Origin of the sequence: Novosphingobium sp. ZN18A2 (assembly GCF_036784765.1) — a bacterium.
Lineage (GTDB): Bacteria > Pseudomonadota > Alphaproteobacteria > Sphingomonadales > Sphingomonadaceae > Novosphingobium.
In genome coordinates this window covers 2,638,522-2,663,736 of record NZ_CP136651.1, presented here as the reverse complement: position 1 = coordinate 2,663,736, position 25,215 = coordinate 2,638,522, and the positions used below count along the sequence as shown (strand labels likewise).

Sequence of the window (25,215 nt, the reverse complement as noted above, 5' to 3'; positions counted from 1 at the left end):
GCAGGCAAATGGCCACGCACGGCGCAGACCTTTTCGGCCCGGATCCCGAACGCGATCCGCTGGCCTATTACGACCCAGGGGCGGGCGGCGATATCTATGCCGACGCAACCGGGCCGGCAGCAGCGGCGTGGCGCGATTTCGTTACCGGCATCGCCGCGCAGGCCGACGGAGATCTGACGCGGGTCCAGACGTATCTTGACCGGCATGTATCGGACCTTGGCCTTGCCTTCCGCCTGACGGGGGACGAGCAGGAGCGTCCGTGGCCGCTGGGGCCGGTTCCGATCATCATCGGGGCCGATGAATGGGCGACGATCGAAGGCGCGCTTGTCGAGCGCGCGGACCTTCTGGAAACCGTGATTGCCGATATCTACGGCCCCCAAAGGCTTGTGCGCGACGGTCACCTGCCCGCCGCGGTCGTTTCGGGCAGCCCGAATTTCGCGCGGCGGATGGTGGGGATGCCGCCTGCGGGCGGACATTTCCTGCGGGTCTATTCGGTCGATCTGGCGCGCGGGCCGGATGGCGAATGGCGCGTCCTGGCAGACCGGGTGCGCCTGCCCATCGGCATAGGCTATGCGCTGGAAAACCGGCTGGCGCTGACGCGGGCGACGGGCGGTCTGCTGGCTTCCATCCGGGCGCGCAGACAGTCCGATTTCTATGAAGCCCTGCGCGAAGGCATCGCCGCCGGTGCCGCCCGATCCGATCCGCGAATTGGCCTGCTTACGCCCGGCCGCTTCAACCAGAGCTATCCCGAACAGGCGCACCTTGCCCGGCACCTTGGCTTTTCGCTGGTGGAGGGGCGCGACCTGGTTGAGCGCGACGGGCGCATCTTCGTGCGCACGATTGCCGGACTGAAGCGGATCGATGCGCTGTGGCGGTGGATCAATACGCGCGACATCGATCCTTTGAACTTCGATTCACGTTCGCGGATCGGGGTGCCCAACCTCCTTGCCGCCTGTGCCACAGGCGATGTGCTGGTGGCGAACTGGCCGGGGGCCGGCGTGGTGGAAGCCCGCGCGATGTCCGCTTTCCTGCCGCGGCTTTCGCGCCACATCACCGGCGGGCCGCTGAAGCTTCCCAACGCCGCAACGTGGTGGTGCGGGGGCGAGGCCGAACGTGCGCACGTGATCGACAGCCTGGACCGCATGGTAATCAGTTCGTCGTACCGTCTGCCGGTTGAAGGGCTGGACGACGGGCATACGCGTGCGGGCAGCACATTCAGGGGAGAGGAACGGCGCGCGTTGATCGAGGCGATCAATCGGCGGCCCATGGATTATTGCGGGCAAGAGATCATCCGCCTGTCCACCACGCCGTGTATTGCCGACGGGCATTTGCGGCCGCGCGGGTTCACCCTGCGGGCTTTTCTTGCGCGCGATGCGGACGGGAACTGGGTTACGCTGCCCGGCGGCTTCGGGCGCGTTTCGCAGCATGGCGACCTCAGGACGTCGCTGATGGGGCTGGGTGACCTGTCGAGCGATGTGTGCGTGGTCGATCCGGCCACGCCGACGCAATCGGTACCCGCGCCCACGCTGGTCGCGCCGCCGGTTCGGCGCCCCGTGGGGCTGCTCCCCAGCCAGAGCGCGGACAACCTGTTCTGGCTGGGCCGCTATGGCGAACGGGGGCACCAGGCCGTGCGCGCGGTACGCACCTTGCTCGACGTGGCAAGCGCCGCGCAGGCGGACAAGAAGGCCGATGCCGATGGAAACAGCACGATAGACCGGCTGTGCGGCCTGCTTCTGCGCTGGGGCGCGATTACCACCGCGCAACGGACACGGTCGCCGCTGGAGATCGCGCAACTGGCGCTTGCTGGGGAAACGCAAGGTTCCGTCGCCGCGCTTGCGCGCCGCGGCCAACAGATCGCGCTTTTGCTGCGCGACAGGCTGGGGCGCGACAGCTGGCGGATGATCAATCGCCCGTTCCCCGGATTCCTTCCCGGACACGCCGAATCGATGGTGCAGGCCACCGATGTTCTGGTGGAGCGGTATTCCGCGATCGGCCGGTTGACGGCGGATACCATGAACCGGACCGATGCCTGGCGTTTCCTTGATCTTGGCATCCTGATTGAACGGGCATCGCTGATCGCCCAGGCGACGCTTGAGCTTGTGCCCGGACACGCCAGTGCCGACGATCTTTCGGCCTTGCTGGACCTTGCGGACGCGCAGGCGCTCTATCGCAGCCGCTATCTGGCGATGCCGTATATTGCCCCGGTTCTCGACGTGGTCCTGCTCGACCCCGCACAGCCGCGCGGGCTTTCCTTCCAGGCCGCGCGGATCGTCGAACACCTTGAAGCCTTGCCTGTGCTGACGGATGACGGATTGCCCGAAACCCCGCTGAAGCTGGCGCGCAGGTTTGCCGCGCACATTGAAATGCTGGATGCCGAAAGCGTGGTCCCGAAAGACCTGCAAACCGCCGTTTCGCTGCTTGGTGGCGTTTCCGAAGCGATTGGCGAACGGTTCTTCCTGCAGGAAGGCCCGCCGGCCGCCCGCGATGGCGCGACGTTCCTGGCATGAAATACGCGGTTCGCCATCAATCGAGGTTGTCGTATCAGGCGCCCGTCAGGGATGCGCGCCTCAACCTCAGGTTGCGCCCGGTGGAATGGCCGGGCCAGCGGATGCTGCGCCAGTCGCTTTCGGTCGATCCGTCACCGGCAGACGTGCGGCGAACCAGCGGCCCATACCTGGTGAACCTCGATGCCATGGCATATGCCGATCCGGTCAAGGATCTGACCGTGACCGGCACGTTCGAGATCGACGTGACCCCGCCGGACCTGCCGGCGGACATTCCCAGTGTCGAGGATATCAGGCGTCTTGCGCTGCAATCGCGCGACCTTTCGATCCTCTCGCCCGTGCCATACCTGTTCGGATCGCGCATCGCCGTGCCGGATGCCGCGATAACCGCATGGGCCGCGCACAGCATTTCCTATTCGGACAGCGTGGTTGCGGCGGCGAGCCATCTGGCGCACGCGATCCACGAAGCGTTTGCCTACGATCCCGGCAAGACCGACAGCACCACCATGCCGCACGAAGCCTTCGAGGAACGCAGCGGCGTCTGCCAGGATTTCGCCCACGTTATGATCGTGGGTTTGCGCGGCCACGGCATTCCGGCGGCCTATATCAGCGGATATCTGCGTACCTTGCCGCCGCCGGGACGGCCAAGGCTGGTCGGCGCGGACGCGATGCACGCATGGGTCGCGGTCTGGGCGGGCGAGAAGGCAGGGTGGATCGGTGTCGATCCCACCAACGATTGCCTTGCCCGCGAATCCCACATCGTTGTCGCGATGGGGCGCGACTATGCCGACGTTGCGCCGGTGGACGGCGTATTCATCGGCGCGGCACCGCAACGCACCAGCGTTGCGGTCGACGTTACCACGATAGACTGACGCGCCGCCTAGTGCAGCGGCTGGCGGCTGCGGTCTTTCATCAGCGCCAGCGCGACGACGGACATCAATGCGCCCACCATCATGTATCCCGCCGCCGCAAGGTTGTGCCCGGTCAGGTCAATCAGCGCGGTCGCGATCAGCGGCGCGGTGCCGCCGCCGAAGCCAAGGCCGATATTGAAGGCGATGGAATAGCCGGTCATGCGGAAATGGGACGGGAACAGCTCTGCCAGCATGGCCGGCGCGGTGCCCATGATCATGCCCAGGAACACCGCGAAGGCGACCTGCGCGACGGCAAAGCGCATCAGGCCCGGCCCGGCGGCCAGCTCGAACACGGTCACCGATGTGAAGAAGATAAGGGCGAACGCAAGGATCAGCATCGATCGCCGGCGCAGCGCATGGTCTGTCAGCCAGCCTGCCAGCGGAATGACGATAATGGCCGCGGCCTGCGAAAAGGTGTTGATCGTCAACGCCGCACCATGATCGACCGCGCCGAAACTGCTGGCGTAAGTGGGCAGGAAAACCAGCGCCAGATAGTCCGCAACGCCGTATCCCCAGGTGAAGATGACTGCCAGGATCATGGCGCGCGGAGCCTGGGTAAAGGCTTGCTTCATTGGCAGTTCGTGTTCTTCGCCTTCCTCGGGAATGTCGGGTTCGAACCCGGTATGCGTCAGCCTTGCGCGCATCCAGTAGGCAAGGACGGCAAGCAGACCGCCAGCGATAAATGGCACGCGCCAGATCCACGGGTATTCGGGGTGGGCCTTGGTCAGCATCACGGTGCCCGCGGCAAGCGCTGCGGCAAGCAGGTAACCCGCGGTGGAACCGATGTTCGCGAAGCTTCCGGCAAACCCGCGCCGGTGCATCGGCGCGGTTTCGACAAGGTAGGTAACCGACCCGGTAAATTCGCCGCCGACCGAGAAACCCTGGAACAGGCGGATCAGCAGAAGCAGGATCGGTGCCCAGATCCCGATCTGGTCATAGGTGGGCAGGAAGCCGATCAGCGTCGTCGCGCCGCCCATCAGGACTACCGAGGCGACCAGCACGGTCTGTCGGCCGATCCTGTCGCCAAGATGGCCCAGCACCGCGCCGCCGATGGGGCGGACCGCAAAGCCGATGGCAAACCCGCCATAAGCGCCGATCAGCGAGGCAATCGGGTTCGCGGACGGGAAGAACAGGGCGCCGATCATCGGCGCGAGATAACCGTAAAGCCCGAAGTCGTACCATTCGAGCACGTTGCCGATCATTCCGGCGCTCAGGCTCTGGCCAGAAAGTTTCTCGACATTGTTCAGACCCGGTGGCCCGCCCTGTTCTTCTATCGCGGCTTCAGCCAATGAGTCCTTCTCCATCGATTGCTTTGTCCATCCCGGCCCACGACGACGCCAGTGCATCGCGCAACGGGCCGAGCCATTCGTCATAGGGAATCCACGCGCCCACGCCCGAGCGGTTGAGCGGTTGCCGCACCTGTTGCGAACTGGCAGTGCGCACCGCCCGTTCGGTGCGGTGGAAATCGAGGCATGCCTGTTCGAAGGGCAGGCCGAGAAAATCGAGCATGCGGCGGACCTGTCCTTCAAGGTCGTCCAGCACGTCTTCATGCTGCACGCGCAGCACCTTGCCGGGCAGCACATTGTCCCAGTGCAGCATCAGGTCGACGTAATCAGCGTAATAGCGGCCCACTTCCGTCAGCCCGTATGTGAATTCCTGTCCTTCGGCGAAAAGCTGCTTGAAGCCCGAAAAGCAGCAATCGAGCGGCGCGCGGCGCGCATCGATGATTTTCGCATTCGGCAGGATCAGGTGGATCAGGCCGATGTGCCGGAAATTGTTCGGCATCTTGTCGATGAAGAAGGGGGCGCCCCGGCGGTGGATGCGCGTGTTCTCGATATAGTCGCGGCCCATTGCCGTCAGCTGTTCCGCGCCAAGATCGTGAAGCACTTGCGGATAGAGCGACTGCCCGGCGCGGCGCCCGCGCAGTTTGTGCGCCAGTGCCAGTATGTTGGGAAGTTCGAGCGTTCCGTCGACCTGGCTGTGAGAGGCGAGGATCTGTTCGAGCAGCGTCGATCCCGCGCGCGGCAGGCCAAGGATGAAGATCGGATCGGGGGCGTCGTGCCCCATTCCGGCGTGCCGTTCGAACAGCTCCGGCGTGCACCATTGCGCCTGCGCCTTCAGTTCCTCGGTCATCCGGTCGGCATCGTAACGGGTCTGCTTGCGCTTCAGCGCATTGCCCTGGTCGTAGTGCCGGAACGATCCCGCATATTCGCCGCGGTCTTCCAGTGCCTTGCCCAGTGCGAAGGACAGGTGAACGCGGTCCATGAAGGCGATGTCAGGCCGTTCCGCCTGTTCGCGCATCGTTGCGATTTCGCTGTCGGTAAAGCGATAGGTTTTCAGGTTCGCCAGCGCATACCACGCATCGCCGTGATCGGGTCTTGCGGCCGCCGCCGCGCGATACGAGCTGACCGCGTCCTCTTCGCGGCCCGTAGTCTTCAGCGCATGGCCCCTGGAGGTGAGCGTCGCAGGGTCTGACGGCAGCTTTTCCAGCACCGCGTCGAACAGGCCGAACGCGCGATTGTAATCGCCCGTCTGCATGGATTCGATGGCGAGGTGCGACTGGAACAGCGGGTTGTCGGGGTCTCTTCGGTAAAGCGCTTCCGCTTCTTCGCGCGCGCGGGTGAACTTTTGTCGCTTGCGCAGCACCTGGATGTAATCGAGCCGAAGCTGGATGTTGTCCGGCGCGAAGGCCACCGCGCTTTCCAGCAGGAACTCGGCGTCTTCCAGTACGCCGAACCGGCTGCCGATTTCCGCCAGCAGGCGCATGCCCTCTATGTCGCGGGGATGGCCGCGCAGGTAATGGCGGCAGATTTCCTCGGCACGCAGAAGCCTGCCTTCGTGCAGGTGGTTGCTGACGGCCACCAGCTCCACCGGCATGGCTGCGATGCGATCGGCCTGCGCACGGGCGGCATCTGCCTCTGCGGTGCGGCCCGATGCGGCAAGGAGGTCGGCCTGCGCGCGCCAGCTTGCTTCCAGTACGGGATTGAAGCGGCAGGCGCGGGCATAGGCGGCAATGGCCGTGTCGGCATCGCCTTCCGCGCGGGCGAGATGCCCGTTTTCCTGCCATGCCCGGCCATATTCGGGCGATACGGAATGGAGGCGCGCAAGGTATTCGTGCGCGGTATCGTGATGCTGGAGATAACGGCAGGCGACAGCGGCGAGGTAAAGCGCCTCTGCATCGCCGGGGTCGCGCTTCAGAATGTGTTCGGCACGGGCAAGGCCGCCGGAAAAATTCCCGGCCTGCAGCGCATCCTGCGCGGACTTCAGGTCCGGCGCCCGGGTATCGTCGCTGACAGCCATCGCACCTCTAATGCCATAGATTGACGGGATTTCGAAACAGACGCGGCGGACGCGGCCCGAAAGCCCCGCCCGCCGCGCGAGTCAGGTGGATACGATCAATATTTGAACGACGCGCGCAGACCGACCGTCAGCGGACGGTTGATGGTGATGCGCGGACGGTCGTTCACGAAGGTGCCCGCGACCTCGGCCCGCTTGTCCGTCAGGTTCTGGCCATAGAGTTCAAGCGACCACTGGTCCTTGTCGATACCCACCGACAGGTTGAACGTCGTGTAACCAGCCAGCTTCAGGCGGTTGATGTCGATGATGTCGGTGTATTTCGACGAGGAATGCGAAACCTGCGGCATCACGTGCGCGGTCATGCCGGTATCGCCCAGATCCCATTCGTAGCGGACGCGCAGGTTGCCCTGGAACGCGGGCGCATAAGCAAGGCTGTCGCCCGTGTGCACGTCGTTGGTGGGCAAGAGGACGTCTGTGATCTTCGTGTCCAGGAACGAGAACGCCCCGGCAACGGTCAGGCCCGGCATCGCATAGGGCGCAACGGTAAAGTCGCCTTCGATGCCATAGATGCGCGCATTCGCCGCATTGTCCGAGAAGAACAGGTTGACGATGCTGGGATCGAAGATCGTGGTCTGCAACCGCTTGATGTCGACATAGAACGCGCTGGCGTTGAAGCGCAGCTGCCGGTCGAGCAGTTCGGTTTTCCACCCGAATTCATAGTTCTGCACCGTATCGGTATCGAGCGCGAAGGGCACGGTATAGCCGTTTGGTCCCTGCGCCCCACCCGGACGATTGAGCAGGCCGGGACGGAAACCTTCCGAATAGGTGGCATAAAGCATCACGTCTTCGGTGGGCGTGAAAGTGATCGTGCCCTTGAAGATCGTGCCCTTGGTGCGCGCCTTGTCCGGTGCGCTGAGCGCGTTGAACACCTGCGCCGCCTGCGACGCGTTCAGCCCCGCCGCCATGATGTCGGAAATCGACTGGCCCTGCGTGAAGGTCTGGCGAAGCGCCGGATTGCAGCTGCCGATGAAGGTGTACTGGCCATCGCCGTCATAGAGATCGGAGATGTTGGTGCCATAGGCGTTCTGGTCCGTGGCCGCGCCGCTGTTGCAGAAGCTGCCGTTGGCCGTGCCCGCAAGATCGACCTTCACGTCGTAATAGCGCGCGCCGCCAGTGATCGTCAGCACATCGGGAACGATGTCGAGCGAAAGTTCACCGAACAGGCCGAACTGTTCGTCCGTGCGCTTCACGTCGTTGCGGAAGATCACGCCCGCCGGGAACGGGCCGGGATCGCTCTGGTAAACGCCGGGGAACGGATAGTTCGGCGCGAAGGGGCCGAACGGCTGGGCCTGCACGCTTCCCGGATAGGTGAAGTCGTTGCGTTCCTTCAGGATCGACTTCGAATAGAACGCGCCCGCGGTCAGGCGGATGCGCTTGTCGTCAGGCGTGTTGACGCGGAATTCCTGGGTGAACACCGTCGCATCAGACTTGGAGTTCACATAGAGGTTCGGCGCCTGGCACGTGCCGCTGGGATCGGCGGCACCCGGATAGGTCACCGAACCGTCGCAGATGTAATAGGGCAGGTACTGACCGACGAAGAGGTAATCGGTGTAATCCACCCGCTGCGTCGTTTCGCGGTCGGTGTAAGCGCCCGTATAGACGATATCGAGCGCGGCAAGCCGCCCTTCAAGCGTCCAGCTGGTGTTCGAGAAGTTATCGTCGAGGCGGTTGTTCTCGAACTGCTGGACCGAGGGGTTGTCCATGCCCAGCGTCGGGTCGACGAAGAACACGCCGTCCGAATTGATGCTCTGGCGCGTATGCTCGATCGTCAGCTTCCAGTCGGGCGCGAATTCCCACAGCGCCGATGCGCGGAAGCCGGCATATTCGGTCCCGTTGAAGTTGTCCTGCACCAGTCCGCCGTTGTCGGCCTGGATGAAGTTCACGTTCGAAAGGTCGGCACCTGCCTGGAAGCCGGCGCGGCCCGTACTCACCGGCACGCCGTTGTAACGGACCGTTCCCGCCGGGCGGAAACGCGCGCTGTCGGCAACGCTGCGGGTGCCGTGCACGTTGTCGATATAACCGCCCTGGTGATCGAGATAGACAACCGCGCGCAGCGCCAGGTTGTTCGTCACCGGCAGGTTGATCATGCCTTCCGCCTTGTAGCTGGCGGCACCGTGCTTGGTGAACGAGGTTTCACCCTTGAACGATGCATCCAGGCCGGAAAGGCTGGGCTTGTTGGTGATCAGGCGGACCACGCCCGCCTGCGAGCTTGCGCCGAACAGCGTGCCCTGCGGGCCGGAAAGAACCTCGATGCGCTGAAGATCGGCGGCATAGACGTCAAGGTTGCGTCCGGGCTGTGAGATCGGCTGGTCATCCAGATATAGCGCGACGTTGGGGGCAAGGCCGGCAACGCCCGCGGTCGTCAGGTTCGGCGTGGTCGAGGCAAGGCCGCGGATGTAGATCGTGTTCTGGCCCGGACCGCTGCCGCCGGCCGTCACGTTCGGAAGCTGGGCAAGATAATCGTCGAACGTCTTGACGCCGAGGTTGTCCAGTTCCTGCTCGCCCATGGCGTTCACGGAAAGCGGAACGTCTTGCAGGTCTTCGGTGCGCTTGGTTGCGGTAACGATGATCGCCTGAATGCCGCCGGCCGGTTTTGGCGCCTGTTGGGCCTGTGCGTGGGCGGGCGTAACGATCGCGATGGCCAGCGCGCCGATCGACGCGCCGCTCAAGGATTTCAGCATCTGTGTGGTCCCCTGTCTGTTCCACTGGCATGAAGGGACGGGCGCCAGCAACGCGGCAGCGCTTTCGCACGCTTCGGCGGCGCCGAAACGGCAAAGAAAGCGCACAGGCCCGGAAAGTTCCCTCCGTTGGAAAAGGTTCGCTATCAGAGTTGCTAATCGATATCCAGCGGCACTTTCCGGATTCGCTGAAAGAAGATCAATGCGTTGCATAGTGACAACAGTCACGTTAATGCATAAATCATGGCGATACAGCGAAGATGTATTCGTAAGCATACATAAGTAATGTTTATTTATACATATTTTTCGCGTGATAGAGTTAACTTGTGACTATTTACTATTGTAACTAGTTCGATTTTTTTACTTACAGGGGTTTTGAAGGGTGGCAAGTCAACCGGGCGCTGGCGTCGATGGCGGGGACAATTTCAAGCCTGTCGTTTTTTTCGGGGCGATCGCGGCGATCGGCGTGCTGATCGCCTTTGCCCTGCTCAATGCCAGCGTCGCGGCCGAACGGTTCGGCCAGATTCAACTGTTTGCCACGCGGAACTTCGGCTGGTTGCTGGTGATGGTCGCCAATATCCTGCTGGGCTGCTGCGCGATCATGGCGGTTACGCGCCTCGGGCGGATCCGGCTGGGCGGGCGCGACGCGGTACCGCAATACGGGCTGGCGACATGGTTCGCGATGCTGTTCAGCGCCGGCATGGGGATCGGCCTGCTGTTCTATGGCGTGGCCGAACCGGTGACCCATTTCTCCCATCCCCCGGCGACCGCGTTTTCCAATCCCGACGCCGTGTTGCCGCGCGGCCTTGCAGGCAACGCCCAGCACGCGATGGGGCTGACATTCCTGCACTGGGGACTGCACGCCTGGGGAATCTATGCCGTCATCGGCCTTGGCCTTGGTTACGTGGCTTATAATCGCGGCCGGTCGTTGAGCATCGGTGCGTTCCTGAACGTCGCTTTCCCGCGCATCCCTTCGCTCGCTGTCGACCTGATAGACGTTCTCGCGATAACAGCGACGGTTTGTGGTGTTGCTGCATCGCTCGGCTTCGGCGCGTCGCAGATCACGGCGGGGCTGGCACTGGTTGCGGGCATACCCGCCAACGGCGCGGTCGAAGCAATCGTGATCGTGGTGATTACCGGGCTGGCGACGATTTCGGTCGCACTGGGTCTGGACAAGGGAATCCGCCGCCTGTCGGAAATCAACATGGCGCTGGCCGTCGCGCTGGCGGTATTCGTCCTTGTCCTGGGGCCGACCGTGTTCCTGCTAGACGCCTTCGTGCAGAACATCGGCTATTACATGCAGCGGTTCGTCTATCTGTCGACATGGACCGCAAGCTATACCGACACCGACTGGCAGAGCAGCTGGACGATGTTCTATTACGCGTGGTGGATCAGCTGGTCGCCGTTCGTGGGTATTTTCATCGCGCGCATATCCTATGGGCGCACGGTTCGCGAATTTGTCGGCGGCGTGCTGCTGGTGCCCTCGCTGTTCACGTTTGCTTGGATGACCATTTTTGGTGACAGCGCGCTGTATATCGAACTGTTCGGCAACGGCGGGCTGTCGCAAGCGGTCGATTCCAGCATGTCCGATGCCTTGTTCGCGTTCCTGCACCACTATCCGCTGACCGGGCCTGTTTCCGCGCTGGCGATCGTTATCGTGGCGACCTTTTTCGTAACTTCCGCGGATTCGGGCGCGCTGGTTACCGCGATGATCGCATCGGGCGGGCACAGCCACGCGGGCTTCGTCCACCGGGTGACCTGGGCGGTAGCCATGGGCGCATTGGCAGGGGCCTTGCTTTGGGCTGGCGGACTGGGCGCGTTGCAGACGGCGGCGATCGTGACGGGGCTTCCCTTCGCGCTGGTCCTGCTGATGATCGCCTGGGGTCTGTTGAAGATGCTGCGCGCGGACGATCAGGTGGCGGCCTAGAGCGCCCTATTTGATCTGTCGCTTTTCCAGCTTCCGTGCCAGCGTGCGGCGGTGCATGCCCAGCCTGCGCGCGGTTTCGGAGATGTTGAAGCCCGTGGCGGCAAGCGTTTCGTGGATATGTTCCCATTCCACGGTCTTCACCGACCGCGTTTGCCGTGTCCCGATTTCGACGGTCGTATCCGCCTGTGTCCGTCCGAAGGCGGCTTCTATGTCGTCGCTGTTCGCAGGCTTGGGAAGATAGTTGCTGGCCCCCAGCTTGATCGCCTCGACCGCCGTGGCGATGCTGGCATAGCCTGTCAGCACCACGATCACCGTATCGCCCGAATGTTCTGCCAGCGCCTTTACGCAGCCAAGGCCCGATTCTGTGCCCAGCTTCAGGTCCACCAGCGCGAAATCCGGAGCTTCCCCGCCGGTCCGCGCAGCAATGAAGGCATCGACTTCTGCCGGGCTGGACGCGAGCGCGACGGCGTAATCCCTGCGTTCGAACGACCGCTTGAGCGTTCGGGCCAGGTCGGCATCGTCTTCGACGATCAGCAGGGTCTTCCGGGTCATTGCTGCCTGTCACCATGCCATTCGATGGCTTCAATGGGCAAGGTCAGTTCAACGGTTGCGCCGCCGAAGGGTTCGTTGCGCGCGGTCGCTTGCCCGCCCAGCTTGCGCATGACGTTGACGACAAGAAACAATCCCAGCCCGCCGCCGCGGCGCTGCTTGGTGGATCGATAGGGTTTTCCGAAGTCTTCCAGAATGTCTGCTGCAAAGCCCGGGCCACTGTCGCGCACCGTCAATACCAGGTCGCCTGCCATGCGCTGTGCGGTCATCGTGGCCGGCGCGCCCGAAGCTTCGTAGGCATTGTCGAATATATTCCAGATGACCTGCTTCAGCGCCGCATCCGAGACGATGCGCACGTCGCCATCGATGCGGTTGGAAAAGCGCAGCATTTCCGGATCGACGCGGTCCTGCCATTCGCCCACGATATCCTGAAGGAATTGGACAAGCGTCGTGACGGCGGTTTTTTCGCCCCGCGCTTCGCCGGCCGACATCAGGATGCCGCCGACAATCGTCTTGCAACGCTCCACCGCCACGCGCACGTCCTCCACCTCTTCGGGCAGATCGCGAAGCGCAAGCAGGTCTTCGCGGTGGCTCCAGTCGTTGGCGATCACCGAAAGCGAGGCGAGCGGCGTGCCAAGTTCGTGCGCGGCGCCGGTGGCCAGCAGGCCCATGCGCACGATGTGGTCTTCTTCCGCCGCTTGCTGCCGCATCGCGGCAAGGCGCGCGTCGCCTGCGCGCACGTTGGCGTTTATGCGCGTGATGAACAGCACCAGCAGCACCGCGATAATCACGAAACTGGTCAGCGCGCCGAAAATATACAGGTCGAACAGCCCGATCGTGAATTCGGGCGGTAGCACCAGCGGTTCGTGCGTGACCAGAAGGAACACAAAGCACGCGGACGTGAACAGAACGATCGCCCAGGTCGACCAGGGCTTCAACAGGATCGCCCCCAGGGCGACTTGCAGCAGGAACAGCCAGATAAACGGGTTGGTCGCCCCGCCGCTGAGATAGAGAAGGCCGGTGAGCGCGGCGACGTCTATTGTGAGTTCGAAGAACAGTTCGCTGTTGCCGACCTCCAGCCCGTTGCGCAGGCTGAACATGCTGATCAGGTTCAGCGTCACCAGTCCCAGGACGATCGCCAGCATCCGGTACAGCGGCAATTGCACGTCCATGCCGTGGTGGACGATCATGATGGTTACGAACTGGCCGATCACTGCCAGCCAGCGCAATGCAATAAGCTGGCGCATGTTGGCGGTGCCGCTGGGTTCTACGGCGTGGTCGGACAGCGCGCTGCTGCCCTGGGCAGGGTATGAAGGGCGGTTTGCCATCACCCCCTTGTTGGACGAACCCGCTCGCGGATCAACCATGCCGCGCCGGCAAGGCTCATCGCCGCCAGCACGAACCACGTTATCGCATAGGAAAGATGACTGTTGGGAAACCGGGTAACGGTCAGTCCGCCCACGGGCTGCCCGGCCACTTTTCCGTTATCGATTCCCGCCGCGTCTGCATCGATGAAATAGGGCGCGGTCCTGCCAAGGCCGCGCGTCCTGGCGATTGCCGCGATATCGCGTGAGAACCAGCGGTCGGCCGCTGGCTGGTTCGATTGCAGGAAGCCGCCGTCGGGTTCGGTAATGCGCAACAGCCCGGTTATCGTGCGCTTGCCGGATGGAGGGGGCGCGGCGCCCGTCTTGCGGTCCGGCACGAAGCCGCGGTTCACAAGGACGGTAAAGCCGCGGTCATCGTCGAACGGCGCCATCACCCAGAATCCGCCGCCCAGCCGCGTTGCGGCCTGGACCAGCGCCGGGCGGACCGTCGCGAAGTGCCCGGTCACGCTGACGCGGCGGTATTCGCTGCGGGTCCGGTTGACCGCCGCCCATTCGTCCGGCCCGGGCGCGGGCACGGGGGACGCAGCAAGGCGCGCATCCACGCGCGCGATCAGCGCCTCTTTCCACGCGAGGCGATGGACCTGCCATACGCCCAGCGTCATGAACCCCGCGAACAGCACCAGCGCAAACGCCAGGGGGAGGACGATTCCCTTCCTGTGCCCGGTGTCCGCCGTTGTCGGCACCGCGTCAGCCGGTCATCCCGGCGGAAGAAGAGGCCACCGGGGTCATCGGCATCATGTTATCGTTCATGTGGTAAAGAACCCACATCGACCCGGCGAGGGTGATCACGACGAATACCACCGTGAAGATCAGCGCGAGCATGGACCAGCCGTCCTCCACCTTCATGTTCATGTGCAGGAAATAGACCATGTGGACGAAGATCTGCACAATCGCCATGGCAAGGATCAGGATCAGCGTGACGTTCTTGTCCAGCGTGCCCGTCATCACCAGCGCAAACGGGATCGCGGTAAGGATCACCGACAGGAGGAAACCGGTCATGTAGCCGCCGAACGAACCGTGGGGCGCGTTATCGAGGTGATCACCGTGTCCGTTGGAATGATCGTGCGGTGCGGGGGCGGTGCTCATCCGAGGACTCCCATCAGGTAAACGAAGGTGAAAACGCCGATCCAGACGATGTCGAGGAAGTGCCAGAACAGCGAAAGGCACATCAGACGTCGCTTGTTCGCGGACGTAAGCCCGAAGCGCGCGACCTGCGACATCAGCGTGACCAGCCAGATCGAGCCGACGGTAACGTGCAACCCGTGCGTGCCGACAAGCGTGAAGAACGCGGAAAGGAACGCGCTCGATTGCGGGGTGGCCCCTTCGGCAATCATTCCGGCGAATTCGTGCATCTCGATCGAAAGGAAGGCGAGCCCGAACAGGCCGGTTATGGCCAGCCAGGCCAGCGTCGCGCCTTTCTTGTTCTGCTCCATCACCAGCATCGCGAAGCCATAGGTGATCGAAGAGAACAGCAGCATCGCCGTGTTGAGCGCCACCAGCGGCAGTTCGAACAACTGCTTCGGACCCGGTCCGCCGGCGAACGAGTGGTCCAGAACCGCATATGTGGCGAACAGCCCCGCGAACAGCAGGCAGTCGCTCATCAGGTAGATCCAGAAGCCCAGCATTGTGCTGTGGCCTTCCGCGTGGTGCGGCTCTTCCGGCAGGTGGTAAAGCGGCCGGTCGCCGTCGAAATAGCTTTGTGCGTCCATCGTTTCCGATCCGGTCCTCATGCGGGTCAGGCCGCTTGGGCCGAGAGTTTGCGGGTGCGTTCGCCTTCAACGTCGCTGACCTGTTTGGCCGGGATGTAGAAGTCGCGCGCATAGTTGAAGGTGTGGCCGATGCCGGTTGCCGCCATCGCGAACAGGCCGCCCGCCGCCATCCACCAGATGTGCCACACCATGCCGAAGCCGAAGGCCAGGCCAAGCCCGGCGATGATCATGCCGGTGGCCGAATTCTTCGGCATGTGGATCGGCTCGAAACCGCTGGTGGGCCGGACATAGCCGTTGCGCTTCATGTCCCACCATGCGTCGCGGCTGTGGACCACCGGCGTGAAGGCAAAGTTATAGGCCGGCGGCGGAGAGGATGTGGCCCATTCCAGCGTGCGGCCGTCCCACGGATCGCCGGTGGTATCGGCCAGTTCCTTGCGATTGCGGATCGACACCAGGATCTGGATGACCATGCAGGCAATTCCGCCGGCGATCAGCAGCGCGCCGAAGGCAGCAATCTCGAACCAGATCTGATAGGCCGGATTGTCGAAATGCGACAGGCGGCGCGTGACCCCCATCAGGCCCAGCACGTAAAGTGGCATGAAGGCGAAATAGAAGCCCGAAACCCACAGCCAGAACGACCGCTTGCCCCACTTGCTGTCGAGCCTGAAACCGAACGCCTTGGGAAACCAGTAATTGATGGCCGCGAACGCCCCGAACAACACGCCGCCGATAATCACGTTATGGAAGTGCGCGATCAGGAACAGCGAATTGTGGAGCACAAAGTCGGCCGGCGGAACCGCCAGCAGCACGCCCGTCATCCCGCCGATCACGAATGTCAGCATGAACGCCAGCGTCCACATCATCGGCAGTTCATAGCGGACCCGGCCGCGATAGATCGTGAACAGCCAGTTGAACATCTTCGCGCCCGTCGGGATCGAGATGATCATCGTGGTGATGCCGAAGAACGAATTGACGCTGGCGCCCGACCCCATCGTGAAGAAGTGGTGCAGCCACACGACATAGGACAGGATCGTGATGACGATGGTGGCGTAAACCATCGAGGTATAGCCAAACAGCGGCTTGCGGCAGAACGTGGCCGTCACTTCGGAATAGACGCCGAAGATCGGCAGGATCAGGACGTAAACCTCCGGGTGGCCCCAGATCCAGATGAGGTTGACATACATCATCGGGTTGCCGCCCTTCACGTTGGTGAAGAATTGCGTGCCCAGCGTGCGATCGAGCCCCAACAGCGCCAGCGTCACCGTCAGGATCGGGAAGATCGCAACGATCAGGACGTTGGTGCACAGCGCGGTCCAGGTAAAGACCGGCATCTTCATCATCGTCATCCCCGGTGCCCGCATCCGCAGGATCGTGGCGACGAAGTTCACGCCTGAAAGCAGGGTGCCAAGGCCCGCGATCTGCAAGCCCCAGACATAGTAGTCGACACCAACACCCGGGCTTGCCTGAAGGCCGGAAAATGGTGCCATCGCCAGCCATCCGGCGGTGGAATAGCTGCCGATGAACAGGGATATCATCGTCAGCACCGCGCCCGAAACGGTCATCCAGAACGAAAAGTTGTTGAGCCACGGGAATGAAACGTCGCGCGCGCCGATCTGCAACGGCACGACCAGGTTCATCAGCCCCACCACCATCGGCATGGCGACGAAAAAGATCATGATCACGCCGTGCGCGGTGAAGATCTGGTCATAGTGTTCTGGCGGCAGATAGCCGTTGTTCGAACCGAACGAGATCGCCTGCTGGGCGCGCATCATCAGCGCGTCGGCAAAGCCGCGCAGCAGCATGATCAACGACAGCACGATGTACATCACGCCGATCTTCTTGTGGTCGACGGACGTGAACCAGTCGCGCCACAGCATTCCCCAAAGGCGGAAATACGTGAGTGCGCCAAGCACCGCGATCGCGCCCAGCGCGACGACCACGAACGTGCCCATGACGATTGGCACGTTTAGCGGCAGCGCCGCGAGTGACAGGCGGCCGAAAAGCCAGCCGGTATAGGGAAGGGGAGTGTCGGGCATTGCGGGATCTTCCGTTGGAACTGGGCGTCAGAGGCTGGACGGTGCGTGCGGTTCGGGCGCCGCTTCGGCCATCACGTCGCGATCGGGGCGTGCGTTCGGTGGGGTCAGGCCCGCGCCGCGCAACGGGCCGGGCGTATGCGCATCGGAGCGCGAATCGGCCATCGCGCCTGCACCGTGGCCTGCCATCTTCGCGCTCATTGCCGAATCCGTTGCATTTGCCGCGGACTCGGGATTTACGCCCGCAGCCGTCGCCTTGTTCTTCAGCATCTGGTTGGCGACACAGGGCGTTCCCGGCTTCATGCAGTTGTTGAGCGCCAGCTGGTAAAGGTTGGGCGCAACATTGCCGAAGCGCATGATCGGCACTGCCTTGCTCGGCTTGTCGAGTTGCAGATAGCCCATCCGGTCAAGCGTCTTGCCCGAATCCCTGGCCTGGCCGATCCACTGATCGAAGCCCGCGTCCGAAAGACCGTGGAACTTGAACTTCATCCAGTTGAAGCCATCGCCCGAATAGTTGGCGTTGAACCCGTCATAGACGCCGGGCTTGTTGATCACGGCGTTGAGCTGCGTCTCCATGCTGGGCATCGCATAGATCTGGCCGGCCAGCGCGGGGATATAGAAGTCCGTCATCACCGTGGAGGCGGTCAGGCGGAAGCGGATCGGCCGGTCCACCGGAGCCGCCAGGTCGTTGACCGTCGCGACGCCGTATTGCGGGTAGATAAACAGCCACTTCCAGTCCATCGCCACCACGTCGACCTCAAGCGGGGTAACGCCCGCGGGAACGGGTTTGCCGGCGCTTAGGCGGTCGATCGGATGATACGGATCGAGCTTGTGCGTGCCGGTCCACGTCACCGCGCCCAGCGCGATGATGATCAGCAGCGGGGCCGACCAGATCACCAGTTCCAGCTGGGTGGAATGCTCCCAATCGGGCTCGTACTCGGCCTCTGTGTTCGATGCGCGATACTTCCGTGCGAACAGCACGGTCAGCGTCATGACCGGCACGATGATCAGCAACATCAGGACCGTGGCGATGATCACCAGGTCGGCCTGTTGCGAAGCGACGTCGCCCGACGGGTTGAGCACCACGGCGCTGCATCCGCCAAGCAGCGGGAAAAGGCCGGCCAACGCGGCACCCGCACGCATGCGGGACCACGTTCCTTTGAACGGTGGGATCTTCATGGCCCGCCGCCTAGCTTCGGTTGTTGCGATGCAACATTGGACATTTTGTCCTATGTCAAAATGTGCGGCACGGTCTTAACGGCCGCAACAATGCAGGCCGTGGACCTGCCGCAAAGGCGCGGACCATCCCTTTCGCGCGTGCCGGATTTGCTGGAGACTTGATCGAATGAGTGCAGGAAACGCGATGGACACCGATTTGGTCGGTCGGAACACGCGCGCCGGCGGGCATCCCGCGGTCGGCCCGGGCGAGATTGCTATTGGCGTGATCATCGGCCGCACGTCGGAATTCTTCGATTTCTTCGTATTCGCCATCGCGTCTGTGCTGGTGTTTCCGCAACTTGTGTTTCCTTTCGTCGACCGGCTGACCGGCACGATCTGGTCGTTCGGCATCTTCGCGCTGGCCTTCATCGCGCGTCCGGTGGGCAGCCTTGTGTTCATGGCGATAGACAGGCACCAGGGCCGCGCCGCCAAGCTGACGGTCGCATTGTTCCTGCTGGGCGGGTCGACCGCGGCGATGGCGTTTCTGCCGGGTTACGAGACGCTGGGCATCAGTGCTGCGATCTTGCTGGCGATCCTGCGCCTTGGGCAGGGCTTCGCGCTGGGCGGTGCATGGGACGGGCTCGCCTCGCTGCTTGCGCTCAACGCGCCGGAGGACAAGCGCGGCTGGTATGCGATGATCCCGCAGCTTGGCGCGCCGATCGGGCTGGTGGTGGCCAGCGGGCTTTTCGCCTATTTTACCGCAACGCTGTCTGCCGCCGATTTCCTTGACTGGGGCTGGCGTTATCCGTTCTTCGTCGCCTTCGCGATCAACGTCGTTGCGCTGTTCGCCCGGCTGCGCATCGTGACGACGGACGATTACAAGCGGCTGTTCGAACGTAAGGATCTCCAGCCCGCGCCGGTGCTGCAGACGATTCGCGCCGAAGGCCGCAGCATCGTGATCGGCGCCTTCGCTCCGCTGGCAAGTTTCGCGCTGTTCCACATGGTTACGGTGTTTCCGCTTTCGTGGATTTTCCTGTTCACGCGCGAAGTGCCGTCGACCTTCCTGCTGATCGAAATGTTCGCCGGTTTTGTCGGCATTCTTGCGATCATCGCATCGGGGACACTGGCCGACCGCTATGGCCGGCGAACGCTGCTCGGCGTTTCGGCGGCGGTGATCGCGGTGTTCAGCGGTTTCGCGCCGCAGTTGCTCGATGCCGGGATGGTGGGCGAGATCGTGTTCATGGTGATCGGCTTCGTGTTGCTGGGCCTTGCCTTCGGGCAAAGCTCGGGCGCGGTCGCGGCGAACTTCTCGGGCGATGCACGTTATACCGCGTCTGCCCTGACATCTGACCTTGCCTGGCTGTTCGGCGCCGGTTTCGCGCCGCTTGCAGCCCTTCTGCTGGCAAGCAACTTCGGCCTGATCGCGGCAGGCGGCTATCTGCTGTCGGGCGCTGTCCTGACACTGGTCGCGCTTGCGGTGAACAAGGAACTTGTCCAGCGCAACTGACGCGGGGCCTGCTGACCCGTCGTCACAGGGAAAGTGGGTAAAAGGAAAATGGTCGGGGAGACAGGATTCGAACCTGCGACATCCTGCTCCCAAAGCAGGCGCGCTACCGGGCTGCGCTACTCCCCGAACCGGGCCGGCCATTAGGTTCGCCGAAGCTTTCGCGCAAGCGCAAATGCGGCGATGGGACTTTCCGCCTGGTGGGCCCGGCAGGATTTCTTCCCGCTTTCACCACAACCACGCGTTTCTGCTGAGTTTCAGTCCTGTAACTTGGCCACAGTGTCACACCACGGTGTCACAGACAAGCCCATCCACCAGCATAGCTTCCAACTGAAACCATCATTTTTCCGCAACTCGGATCCCTTGGACCAGAGTGCGGAAGTTCGCCAACTGACGCGGAGATTCTTCGATTTCTCTTATCAGTTGCTTCAAGGCAGCGAGGAATATAAAATGATCTCCGCTGCAATCGATGAGCGCTGTCGGTTCCTCGGGTAGCCCTAACGCCGTATAGCGGTCCATAAAAGAAACGGCGCAATCACTTGACTGAAGCGTCCCGGGTTTTCCGGAGGCTCCTATTTGTGAGAAGGAGCCACAATGAGCGCTACAAGGAACAAGTTTTCGCCTGAGTTTCGCGACCGTGCGGTACGGATGGTGGAGGAGCATCGGGGAGATTATCCGTCAGAGTGGGCGGCAATGACCTCGATTGCCGGAAAGGTCGGCTGCACGACCGAGACGCTGCGCCGCTGGTGCCGCGAGGAGGCGAGCCGACGAGCGGGACCAGCGGCGCAGGCCGCCAGTGACCGGGATCGGGTCAAGGCGCTGGAGCGCGAGGTGAAGGAGCTTCGCCGGGCCAACGAGATCTTGCGTAAGGCCTCGGCATATTTTGCTCAGGCGGAGCTCGACCGCCACGGCAAATGGTGATGTCGTTCATCGACGCTCACCGGGGTGAACTGGGTATCGAGCCGATCTGCCGCGAACTGGCGGTCGCCCCGTCCTCCTATCACGAACATGCTGCCCGCCTTGCCGATCCCGGAAGGCGTCCTGCCCGTGCCCAGCGGGACGACGATCTCATGGAAGACATCAAGCGTGTCCATGAGAACAGGTTGGCTTCGCCGCCCTTCGGGTCGGCCTCTATGGCACGCGCAAGGTCTGGCACCAGTTGCGGCGCGAAGGCATCGCTGTAGCCAAGTGCACCGTGGAGCGGCTGATGCGGACCATGGGGCTGGCAGGCGTTCGGCGGGGCAAGACGACGGTCACTACCGTCAGCAACCCGAAGGCGCCATGCCCGCTCGACAAGGTCAACCGCGAGTTCCGCGTCAGCCGGCCCAACGCCCTGTGGGTGGTCGACTTTACCTATGTCCACACCTGGGCCGGGTTCGTCTACGTCGCCTTCGTGATCGATGCCTATGCCCGGCGTATCGTGGGCTGGAAGGTCAGCACCAGCGCCACGGCGAACTTCGTTTTGGATGCCCTGGAGCAGGCGATCCACGCCCGCAGACCCGGCCCGATGACGGCCTGATCCATCACAGCGACAGGGGCGTGCAATATCTGGCCATGAACTACACCCAGCGCTTGGCAGAGGCCAACCTCGTCCCGTCCGTTGGCAGCGTCGGCGATAGCTACGACAATGCCTTGGCCGAGACGATCAACGGTCTCTACAAGGCGGAAGTGATCTGGCGGCAGCGGTCATGGCCGAGCGTATCGGCTGTTGAAATGGCAACCCTGCGCTGGGTCGACTGGTTCAACAACCATCGCCTGTTCGGCCCCATCGGGCACATCCCACCCGCCGAGGCCGAAGCCAATTACTATGCAGCCAGAGGGAACCTCGATATGGTCGCATGACTCAAATGAAACCGCCTCCGGAAAACCCGGGACGCTTCAGACCTTTTAAGATAGAACTTGCCATATTTCGCTTCTTTAATGTGGAATAATCGATTTATTTGTAATGCAGTGGGTGCCCTTGAGGGGCGAAACTCCAGAGTTTCTTGGTCCAGCAATTCTGCGTCTAGGCCGTGTTGAACCTCGTGAAGTCGCCCAGCGAGGTCTCGTATGTTCGATCGGTGAGGAAGCGCATATCGGTTCTCCGAGAGAATGAATCGATAAGGGTGATAGTTGTTAACGGGAACGAGCAAGCGATAAACGTGGCCGATCCGAAGTGTGTCTTGGCCAGTAGCGCAAAGCACCGAGGAGAGCGGCTTCACGGTCCTATCGAGTCTCTGATTAATGTCTTTTAGACGACGTGCAAAACGCGCCCTAGCGGAGCGATCGAGCCTTTCAAGCCGAGTACGATTTCGCTGGCGCTCACTGGCCGCGGTAAAAAGATCATCGTAGTCCGATCGCGACGAAATTCGATCTTGCACCATACTGCGCTTGAGCAGAAGCCTACCGCCCACCTGACTAAGACCGACGACCCATGAAAGGACGGGTTCCCCAGCACGTGGGTGCGCCGGATGGACCGCTACTAGTTCAACTTCATGAAAGTCGCCGAAATCGCCCAGCACTTTGAAAAGCGCACCAACACGAAGGCTCCCGTCATGTCTTCCGCCGTAGCTAACTATCAAGGTCATATGTTTCGTATTGATCCCCGCAGGCTTCATGGTTGAGAGCGTCGCGATTAGCCCGTAACCCAGTGGGATTGAACCGAAAGTTGGTGCGCCAAACTAGGTTTCTAGGTAACACGGAACGCCCTGAATCTTGCAACCCGTTGCAACCTAAAGTCGATGCGCTGCCGGAAAATCTGGCTAAAGGGTTGCTCCAAATTCTGGTGCGACGGTGTCGCCCCCCGCGCGAAGTTGACTACAACTTGACCGATGTAGGCCTTTAGGCGCGGCTCGGGATGATCCTGTCCGGCAGACGCCCACTTCGGTTGCGCATTCAAACCCGAACGAACTCGATCTGATCGAGCGGCATATCGTTGCCATGAAAGCTATGTGGGGCTGGTGGGACGGCAGGCCAAGGCATGAACATCGCTTGACCAGGCTCATGTGCACCGCGCGAGAGGCCGCGTCGCGCAACCAGTTGCAACTAGCCTCCTGGATGACGGTATCAGTCCTCCGTGCTTGAAATTGCGCTCATCATGCGTTCGAATAAACCCCTTAGCTTGGAAAGGAGGTTCCAAGGGCCGCCAGCGGAGTTGTCATCCCCCTCCAGCTGTTCAACGCTTCCAGCATCTTCAAACAGGTTACGTAAATGAAGGGCAAGCTGATAGACGTCATCGGGTCGAGGGATGTGTGCGTGGTAAATGTTTTCTTTTATCTCGGGGGCGCCCTCGTCCTTGAGCATGGGGGAGGCGACGATCACTACGCTAGGAGGGTATTTGGCGTTCGTTAGGTCCTGTGCCTTGATGTGCGCCCAGCCTTCGAACGTTCTAGTCGGTCTGAAGGAGCCTCCCTGCGCTTCGGCCCGTCGCAATAGGTAAGTCCGAACCTTCGGCTCGACATTGGCGCGGCCAAGACGGTCTAGGGAAACCTCGCCAGTTTGCTTGTCCCAGAATTGCGTGAATTTGACGCGTGAATAGTACTGTGCCTCCGAAGCCCCTACGAGTTCCGGAAGATCGAACAGGCGTCGCCCAACCCGCTCATGCGGGCCAACTGGCTTACCTTGCGGATCCCACCGCTTCGCCATGAACTTCCGCTAGCTTCTTGGTGAACTCGCGAACAGCATCGCGAAGTCGGTTCGATCCCCTCGGGATAATGCTTTGGACCTGCTCATCCGGATTTGACAAGCATACACCAACAAGTAATGTCTTATCGGGAGTTACTACGCTTGTTAACGTCGCAGCTCCGCTTTCAAATTCTGCCACAAAATCTCCCAACGGGGTTCCATATATACTTGGATATCCGGGAAATAGATCGGCGGTATTTTTTAGAAAATAGATGGCGTTGTGCGCTGAATCTGCGTCTAGCCATTGTCCCTCGTTCTCATCGTGATTCATTTCCTCCGGTACCGATGCTGCAATGGCTGCTTCAACCGCGGGTAGCCAAGCGATAGGGCCATTTAACGTAGGTAGGTAGGCTTGGATGAAGGAGCTGTAAGGCCCACCCTCGTCAACAGGTAATGCGACATCTTCATCAGGTGTCGCATCTCGGTTAATACCAGATTGGACCGTAAAGTATCTAGTGATATCCAATGTGGATATGGATCCTGTATTAGCACTCATTATATTTCTCTTAATCTATTTGTTACGTCTTTTCCAAGAATAGAGAAGAAACTTTCTTTTTCTTTTTTGTGAGCTTCGTCTACCCAATCTTTCACAGAATCTGCGATCCTGGTCTCAAATCCAGAAGGCGTATAGACGTCGATATCAACTATTACTGTCGTATTTTCTGGGACTTGCCCCTGTGCGCGATCAACACTTGCTATCCGCGTTACAGTCTCGAATGGTGACCCCACCCGTGTCACATAATTGACGTTAAGGTTGTTTTCGATTGGCTCTCCAGCGACGGTTATGCCCAGATTTAGATCAATTACGCTTTTAATTTCGTGCAAATCGGAGCGCAGTGCATTGATGTAACGTAGTCCTAGTCGTGTTATCGACAAATTCGGCACCACGTTAAAGAGATGATCGATTGCCATCTCAAGTTCCGGCCAAAAGGCTTCGTCCCATCCGGGGTATGCTCCGCGCCGGGAGTAAACAAATACTTGAGGGCCGACTTGCACTGCGATCCTGCCGTCTGGGCCAGTTAGTTGAAACGCTGACTGGTATCGTAGGTCGCTTTGCGTGCGTCGGATGGACTCCGGGATGTCGGCGACCGCAGAACGGGCCTGCGTGAAGCCTTTCCATTCTGGCATTAAAGCAATTTGCCCGAAAAAGACCTCGGAAACCCGCTTGCTGTCGTATTCGAACCTTATGTCCAATACGGCTTCTAAGATCGCGTCATTGGTGAGTTTCTGCGGGAGGGCGTCGTTCTCTGGCGCGTTATTCACTGCTTAATCCCCGCTCCAAGGGCGCCGAAGCGACACTCGTAGCCTGACGATAGTCAAGGAACATGCTCTCGCGCAAGCAAATCATCGTCGGCTCTCGAACGGCGTTGTGTCTTCTCCAGGGACACGCACAAGCTAACCGGCCCCGCCGCTGCCCGGATCCTTCGCACCATTCGTCGGCCTCTTTCGCGTCCGTCCATGGGAGTGCGTAGTCAACCGCAACCGGAGCCTCTGCCGTCAGTGTGAATGCCGTGAGGTACGAACAGTAGTTCCTCTGGCCACACTGTCTCACTGTCCGGAGTGTAGCCGGGTCCGTTGAGCCGGAAGACAATCAGATCGCCCCCAGCGCCGATGGCGACCACGACGACGAGGCACAACAATGGCAGACTCCCCGCCTGCTCTCCAATCAGGTCAGTGTATCCGAGGAAGCAGGCAAGGTGCCCGACCTTCCAGACGTGCTTGTGAGCCATAAGTCCTCCGCCAAATCCCAGCGAGGCTGCGGCAGGTCAAAGTCGAAGTCAATACAAAACATAAGATATATCAGTGTGTTGCATACAGATGAAGGTCGCTGGTGGGC

At 61.6% G+C, this 25,215-nt stretch carries 17 protein-coding genes, 1 tRNA gene, 1 pseudogene and 1 other annotated feature; of the genes and pseudogenes, 5 read left to right on the top strand and 14 right to left on the bottom strand.

What is annotated here, in order from left to right:
* Positions 1-8 precede the first annotated feature (8 nt).
* Both RXV95_RS12730 and RXV95_RS12725 read left to right on the top strand, forming a co-directional pair.
* Complete coding sequence (locus RXV95_RS12730) at positions 9-2,507, top strand: circularly permuted type 2 ATP-grasp protein (protein ID WP_338466411.1); 2,499 nt, start codon at positions 9-11, stop codon at positions 2,505-2,507.
* Complete coding sequence (locus tag RXV95_RS12725) at positions 2,504-3,376, top strand: transglutaminase family protein (protein ID WP_338466410.1); 873 nt, start codon at positions 2,504-2,506, stop codon at positions 3,374-3,376. The genes RXV95_RS12730 and RXV95_RS12725 overlap by 4 nt, the downstream gene beginning before the upstream one ends.
* An 8-nt stretch (positions 3,377-3,384) precedes the next feature.
* Here the strand turns inward: RXV95_RS12725 and RXV95_RS12720 are convergent, their stop codons facing one another.
* The 3 genes from RXV95_RS12720 to RXV95_RS12710 form a co-directional block, all read right to left on the bottom strand.
* Positions 3,385-4,704 carry an MFS transporter gene (locus RXV95_RS12720; protein ID WP_338466409.1) on the bottom strand — a complete coding sequence of 440 codons (1,320 nt, stop codon included), beginning with the start codon at positions 4,702-4,704 and terminating at the stop codon, positions 3,385-3,387.
* Positions 4,697-6,715 (bottom strand): sulfotransferase, encoded by a 2,019-nt coding sequence (locus RXV95_RS12715; RefSeq protein ID WP_338466408.1) that lies wholly within the window; start codon positions 6,713-6,715, stop codon positions 4,697-4,699. Before RXV95_RS12715 ends, RXV95_RS12720 begins: the two co-directional genes overlap by 8 nt.
* Before the next feature lie 95 nt (positions 6,716-6,810).
* Complete coding sequence (locus RXV95_RS12710; RefSeq protein WP_338466407.1) at positions 6,811-9,453, bottom strand: TonB-dependent receptor; 2,643 nt, start codon at positions 9,451-9,453, stop codon at positions 6,811-6,813.
* 379 nt (positions 9,454-9,832) lie between these two features.
* Between RXV95_RS12710 and RXV95_RS12705 the strand changes: the two genes are divergently transcribed.
* Entirely contained in the window at positions 9,833-11,377 is a 1,545-nt protein-coding gene (locus RXV95_RS12705) for a BCCT family transporter (protein ID WP_338466406.1), read from the top strand.
* Positions 11,378-11,383: 6 nt separating this feature from the next.
* Here the strand turns inward: RXV95_RS12705 and RXV95_RS12700 are convergent, their stop codons facing one another.
* Genes RXV95_RS12700 through cyoA form a run of 7 tightly spaced genes read right to left on the bottom strand, consistent with a single transcriptional unit; the run spans position 11,384 to position 18,196 of the window.
* A complete protein-coding gene (locus RXV95_RS12700; protein WP_338466405.1) occupies positions 11,384-11,929 on the bottom strand; it encodes a response regulator transcription factor in 546 nt (181 codons plus the stop codon).
* Positions 11,926-13,254, bottom strand: a complete 1,329-nt coding sequence (locus tag RXV95_RS12695) for an ATP-binding protein (protein ID WP_338466404.1) — start codon at positions 13,252-13,254, stop codon at positions 11,926-11,928. Before RXV95_RS12695 ends, RXV95_RS12700 begins: the two co-directional genes overlap by 4 nt.
* Positions 13,254-13,994 carry an SURF1 family protein gene (locus RXV95_RS12690; RefSeq protein ID WP_338466403.1) on the bottom strand — a complete coding sequence of 247 codons (741 nt, stop codon included), beginning with the start codon at positions 13,992-13,994 and terminating at the stop codon, positions 13,254-13,256. Before RXV95_RS12690 ends, RXV95_RS12695 begins: the two co-directional genes overlap by 1 nt.
* Positions 13,995-13,998: 4 nt before the next feature.
* The gene (gene cyoD, locus RXV95_RS12685) at positions 13,999-14,397 is read right to left on the bottom strand and encodes a cytochrome o ubiquinol oxidase subunit IV (protein WP_338466402.1); all 399 of its coding nucleotides are present in this window, start codon (positions 14,395-14,397) and stop codon (positions 13,999-14,001) included.
* Complete coding sequence (gene cyoC, locus RXV95_RS12680) at positions 14,394-15,041, bottom strand: cytochrome o ubiquinol oxidase subunit III (RefSeq protein WP_338466401.1); 648 nt, start codon at positions 15,039-15,041, stop codon at positions 14,394-14,396. Before cyoC ends, cyoD begins: the two co-directional genes overlap by 4 nt.
* 5 nt (positions 15,042-15,046) lie before the next feature.
* A complete protein-coding gene (cyoB, locus tag RXV95_RS12675; RefSeq protein ID WP_338466400.1) occupies positions 15,047-17,056 on the bottom strand; it encodes a cytochrome o ubiquinol oxidase subunit I in 2,010 nt (669 codons plus the stop codon).
* Between the two features lie 27 nt (positions 17,057-17,083).
* Complete coding sequence (gene cyoA / locus RXV95_RS12670) at positions 17,084-18,196, bottom strand: ubiquinol oxidase subunit II (RefSeq protein ID WP_338466399.1); 1,113 nt, start codon at positions 18,194-18,196, stop codon at positions 17,084-17,086.
* A 220-nt stretch (positions 18,197-18,416) separates the two neighbouring features.
* Here cyoA and RXV95_RS12665 point away from each other — a divergent pair, with 220 nt between their 5' ends.
* The gene (locus RXV95_RS12665) at positions 18,417-19,718 is read left to right on the top strand and encodes an MFS transporter (protein WP_338466398.1); all 1,302 of its coding nucleotides are present in this window, start codon (positions 18,417-18,419) and stop codon (positions 19,716-19,718) included.
* 49 nt (positions 19,719-19,767) lie between these two features.
* Here the strand turns inward: RXV95_RS12665 and RXV95_RS12660 are convergent.
* Positions 19,768-19,844 (bottom strand) — tRNA-Pro (locus RXV95_RS12660).
* A gap of 465 nt (positions 19,845-20,309) precedes the next feature.
* On the opposite strand from RXV95_RS12660, the pseudogene RXV95_RS12655 reads away from it, so the two are divergent.
* Positions 20,310-21,557: pseudogene (locus RXV95_RS12655) on the top strand (IS3 family transposase).
* Positions 20,591-20,705 (top strand) — a sequence feature (AL1L pseudoknot). (Overlaps the previous pseudogene by 115 nt.)
* Positions 21,558-22,760: 1,203 nt before the next feature.
* Here the strand turns inward: RXV95_RS12655 and RXV95_RS12650 are convergent.
* From RXV95_RS12650 to RXV95_RS12640, 3 genes are read right to left on the bottom strand one after another with little or no spacing between them, the layout of a single operon-like run.
* Positions 22,761-23,339 carry a hypothetical protein gene (locus tag RXV95_RS12650; protein WP_338466397.1) on the bottom strand — a complete coding sequence of 193 codons (579 nt, stop codon included), beginning with the start codon at positions 23,337-23,339 and terminating at the stop codon, positions 22,761-22,763.
* Positions 23,311-23,874 carry a hypothetical protein gene (locus RXV95_RS12645; RefSeq protein ID WP_338466396.1) on the bottom strand — a complete coding sequence of 188 codons (564 nt, stop codon included), beginning with the start codon at positions 23,872-23,874 and terminating at the stop codon, positions 23,311-23,313. The genes RXV95_RS12650 and RXV95_RS12645 overlap by 29 nt, the downstream gene beginning before the upstream one ends.
* A complete protein-coding gene (locus tag RXV95_RS12640; RefSeq protein WP_338466395.1) occupies positions 23,874-24,641 on the bottom strand; it encodes a TIGR04255 family protein in 768 nt (255 codons plus the stop codon). The genes RXV95_RS12645 and RXV95_RS12640 overlap by 1 nt, the downstream gene beginning before the upstream one ends.
* Positions 24,642-25,215: the final 574 nt, after the last annotated feature.

Bases quoted from the DNA above. Each gene is read 5' to 3' on its own strand.
- RXV95_RS12730 (WP_338466411.1), top strand. From the start codon at position 9: ATGGCCACGCACGGCGCAGACCTTTTCGGCCCGGATCCCGAACGCGAT.
- RXV95_RS12725 (WP_338466410.1), top strand. From the start codon at position 2,504: ATGAAATACGCGGTTCGCCATCAATCGAGGTTGTCGTATCAGGCGCCC.
- RXV95_RS12715 (WP_338466408.1), bottom strand. From the start codon at position 6,715: ATGGCTGTCAGCGACGATACCCGGGCGCCGGACCTGAAGTCCGCGCAG.
- RXV95_RS12710 (WP_338466407.1), bottom strand. From the start codon at position 9,453: ATGCTGAAATCCTTGAGCGGCGCGTCGATCGGCGCGCTGGCCATCGCG.
- RXV95_RS12700 (WP_338466405.1), bottom strand. From the start codon at position 11,929: ATGACCCGGAAGACCCTGCTGATCGTCGAAGACGATGCCGACCTGGCC.
- RXV95_RS12695 (WP_338466404.1), bottom strand. From the start codon at position 13,254: ATGGCAAACCGCCCTTCATACCCTGCCCAGGGCAGCAGCGCGCTGTCC.
- cyoD (WP_338466402.1), bottom strand. From the start codon at position 14,397: ATGAGCACCGCCCCCGCACCGCACGATCATTCCAACGGACACGGTGAT.
- cyoC (WP_338466401.1), bottom strand. From the start codon at position 15,041: ATGAGGACCGGATCGGAAACGATGGACGCACAAAGCTATTTCGACGGC.
- cyoB (WP_338466400.1), bottom strand. From the start codon at position 17,056: ATGCCCGACACTCCCCTTCCCTATACCGGCTGGCTTTTCGGCCGCCTG.
- cyoA (WP_338466399.1), bottom strand. From the start codon at position 18,196: ATGCGTGCGGGTGCCGCGTTGGCCGGCCTTTTCCCGCTGCTTGGCGGA.
- RXV95_RS12665 (WP_338466398.1), top strand. From the start codon at position 18,417: ATGGACACCGATTTGGTCGGTCGGAACACGCGCGCCGGCGGGCATCCC.
- RXV95_RS12650 (WP_338466397.1), bottom strand. From the start codon at position 23,339: ATGGCGAAGCGGTGGGATCCGCAAGGTAAGCCAGTTGGCCCGCATGAG.
- RXV95_RS12645 (WP_338466396.1), bottom strand. From the start codon at position 23,874: ATGAGTGCTAATACAGGATCCATATCCACATTGGATATCACTAGATAC.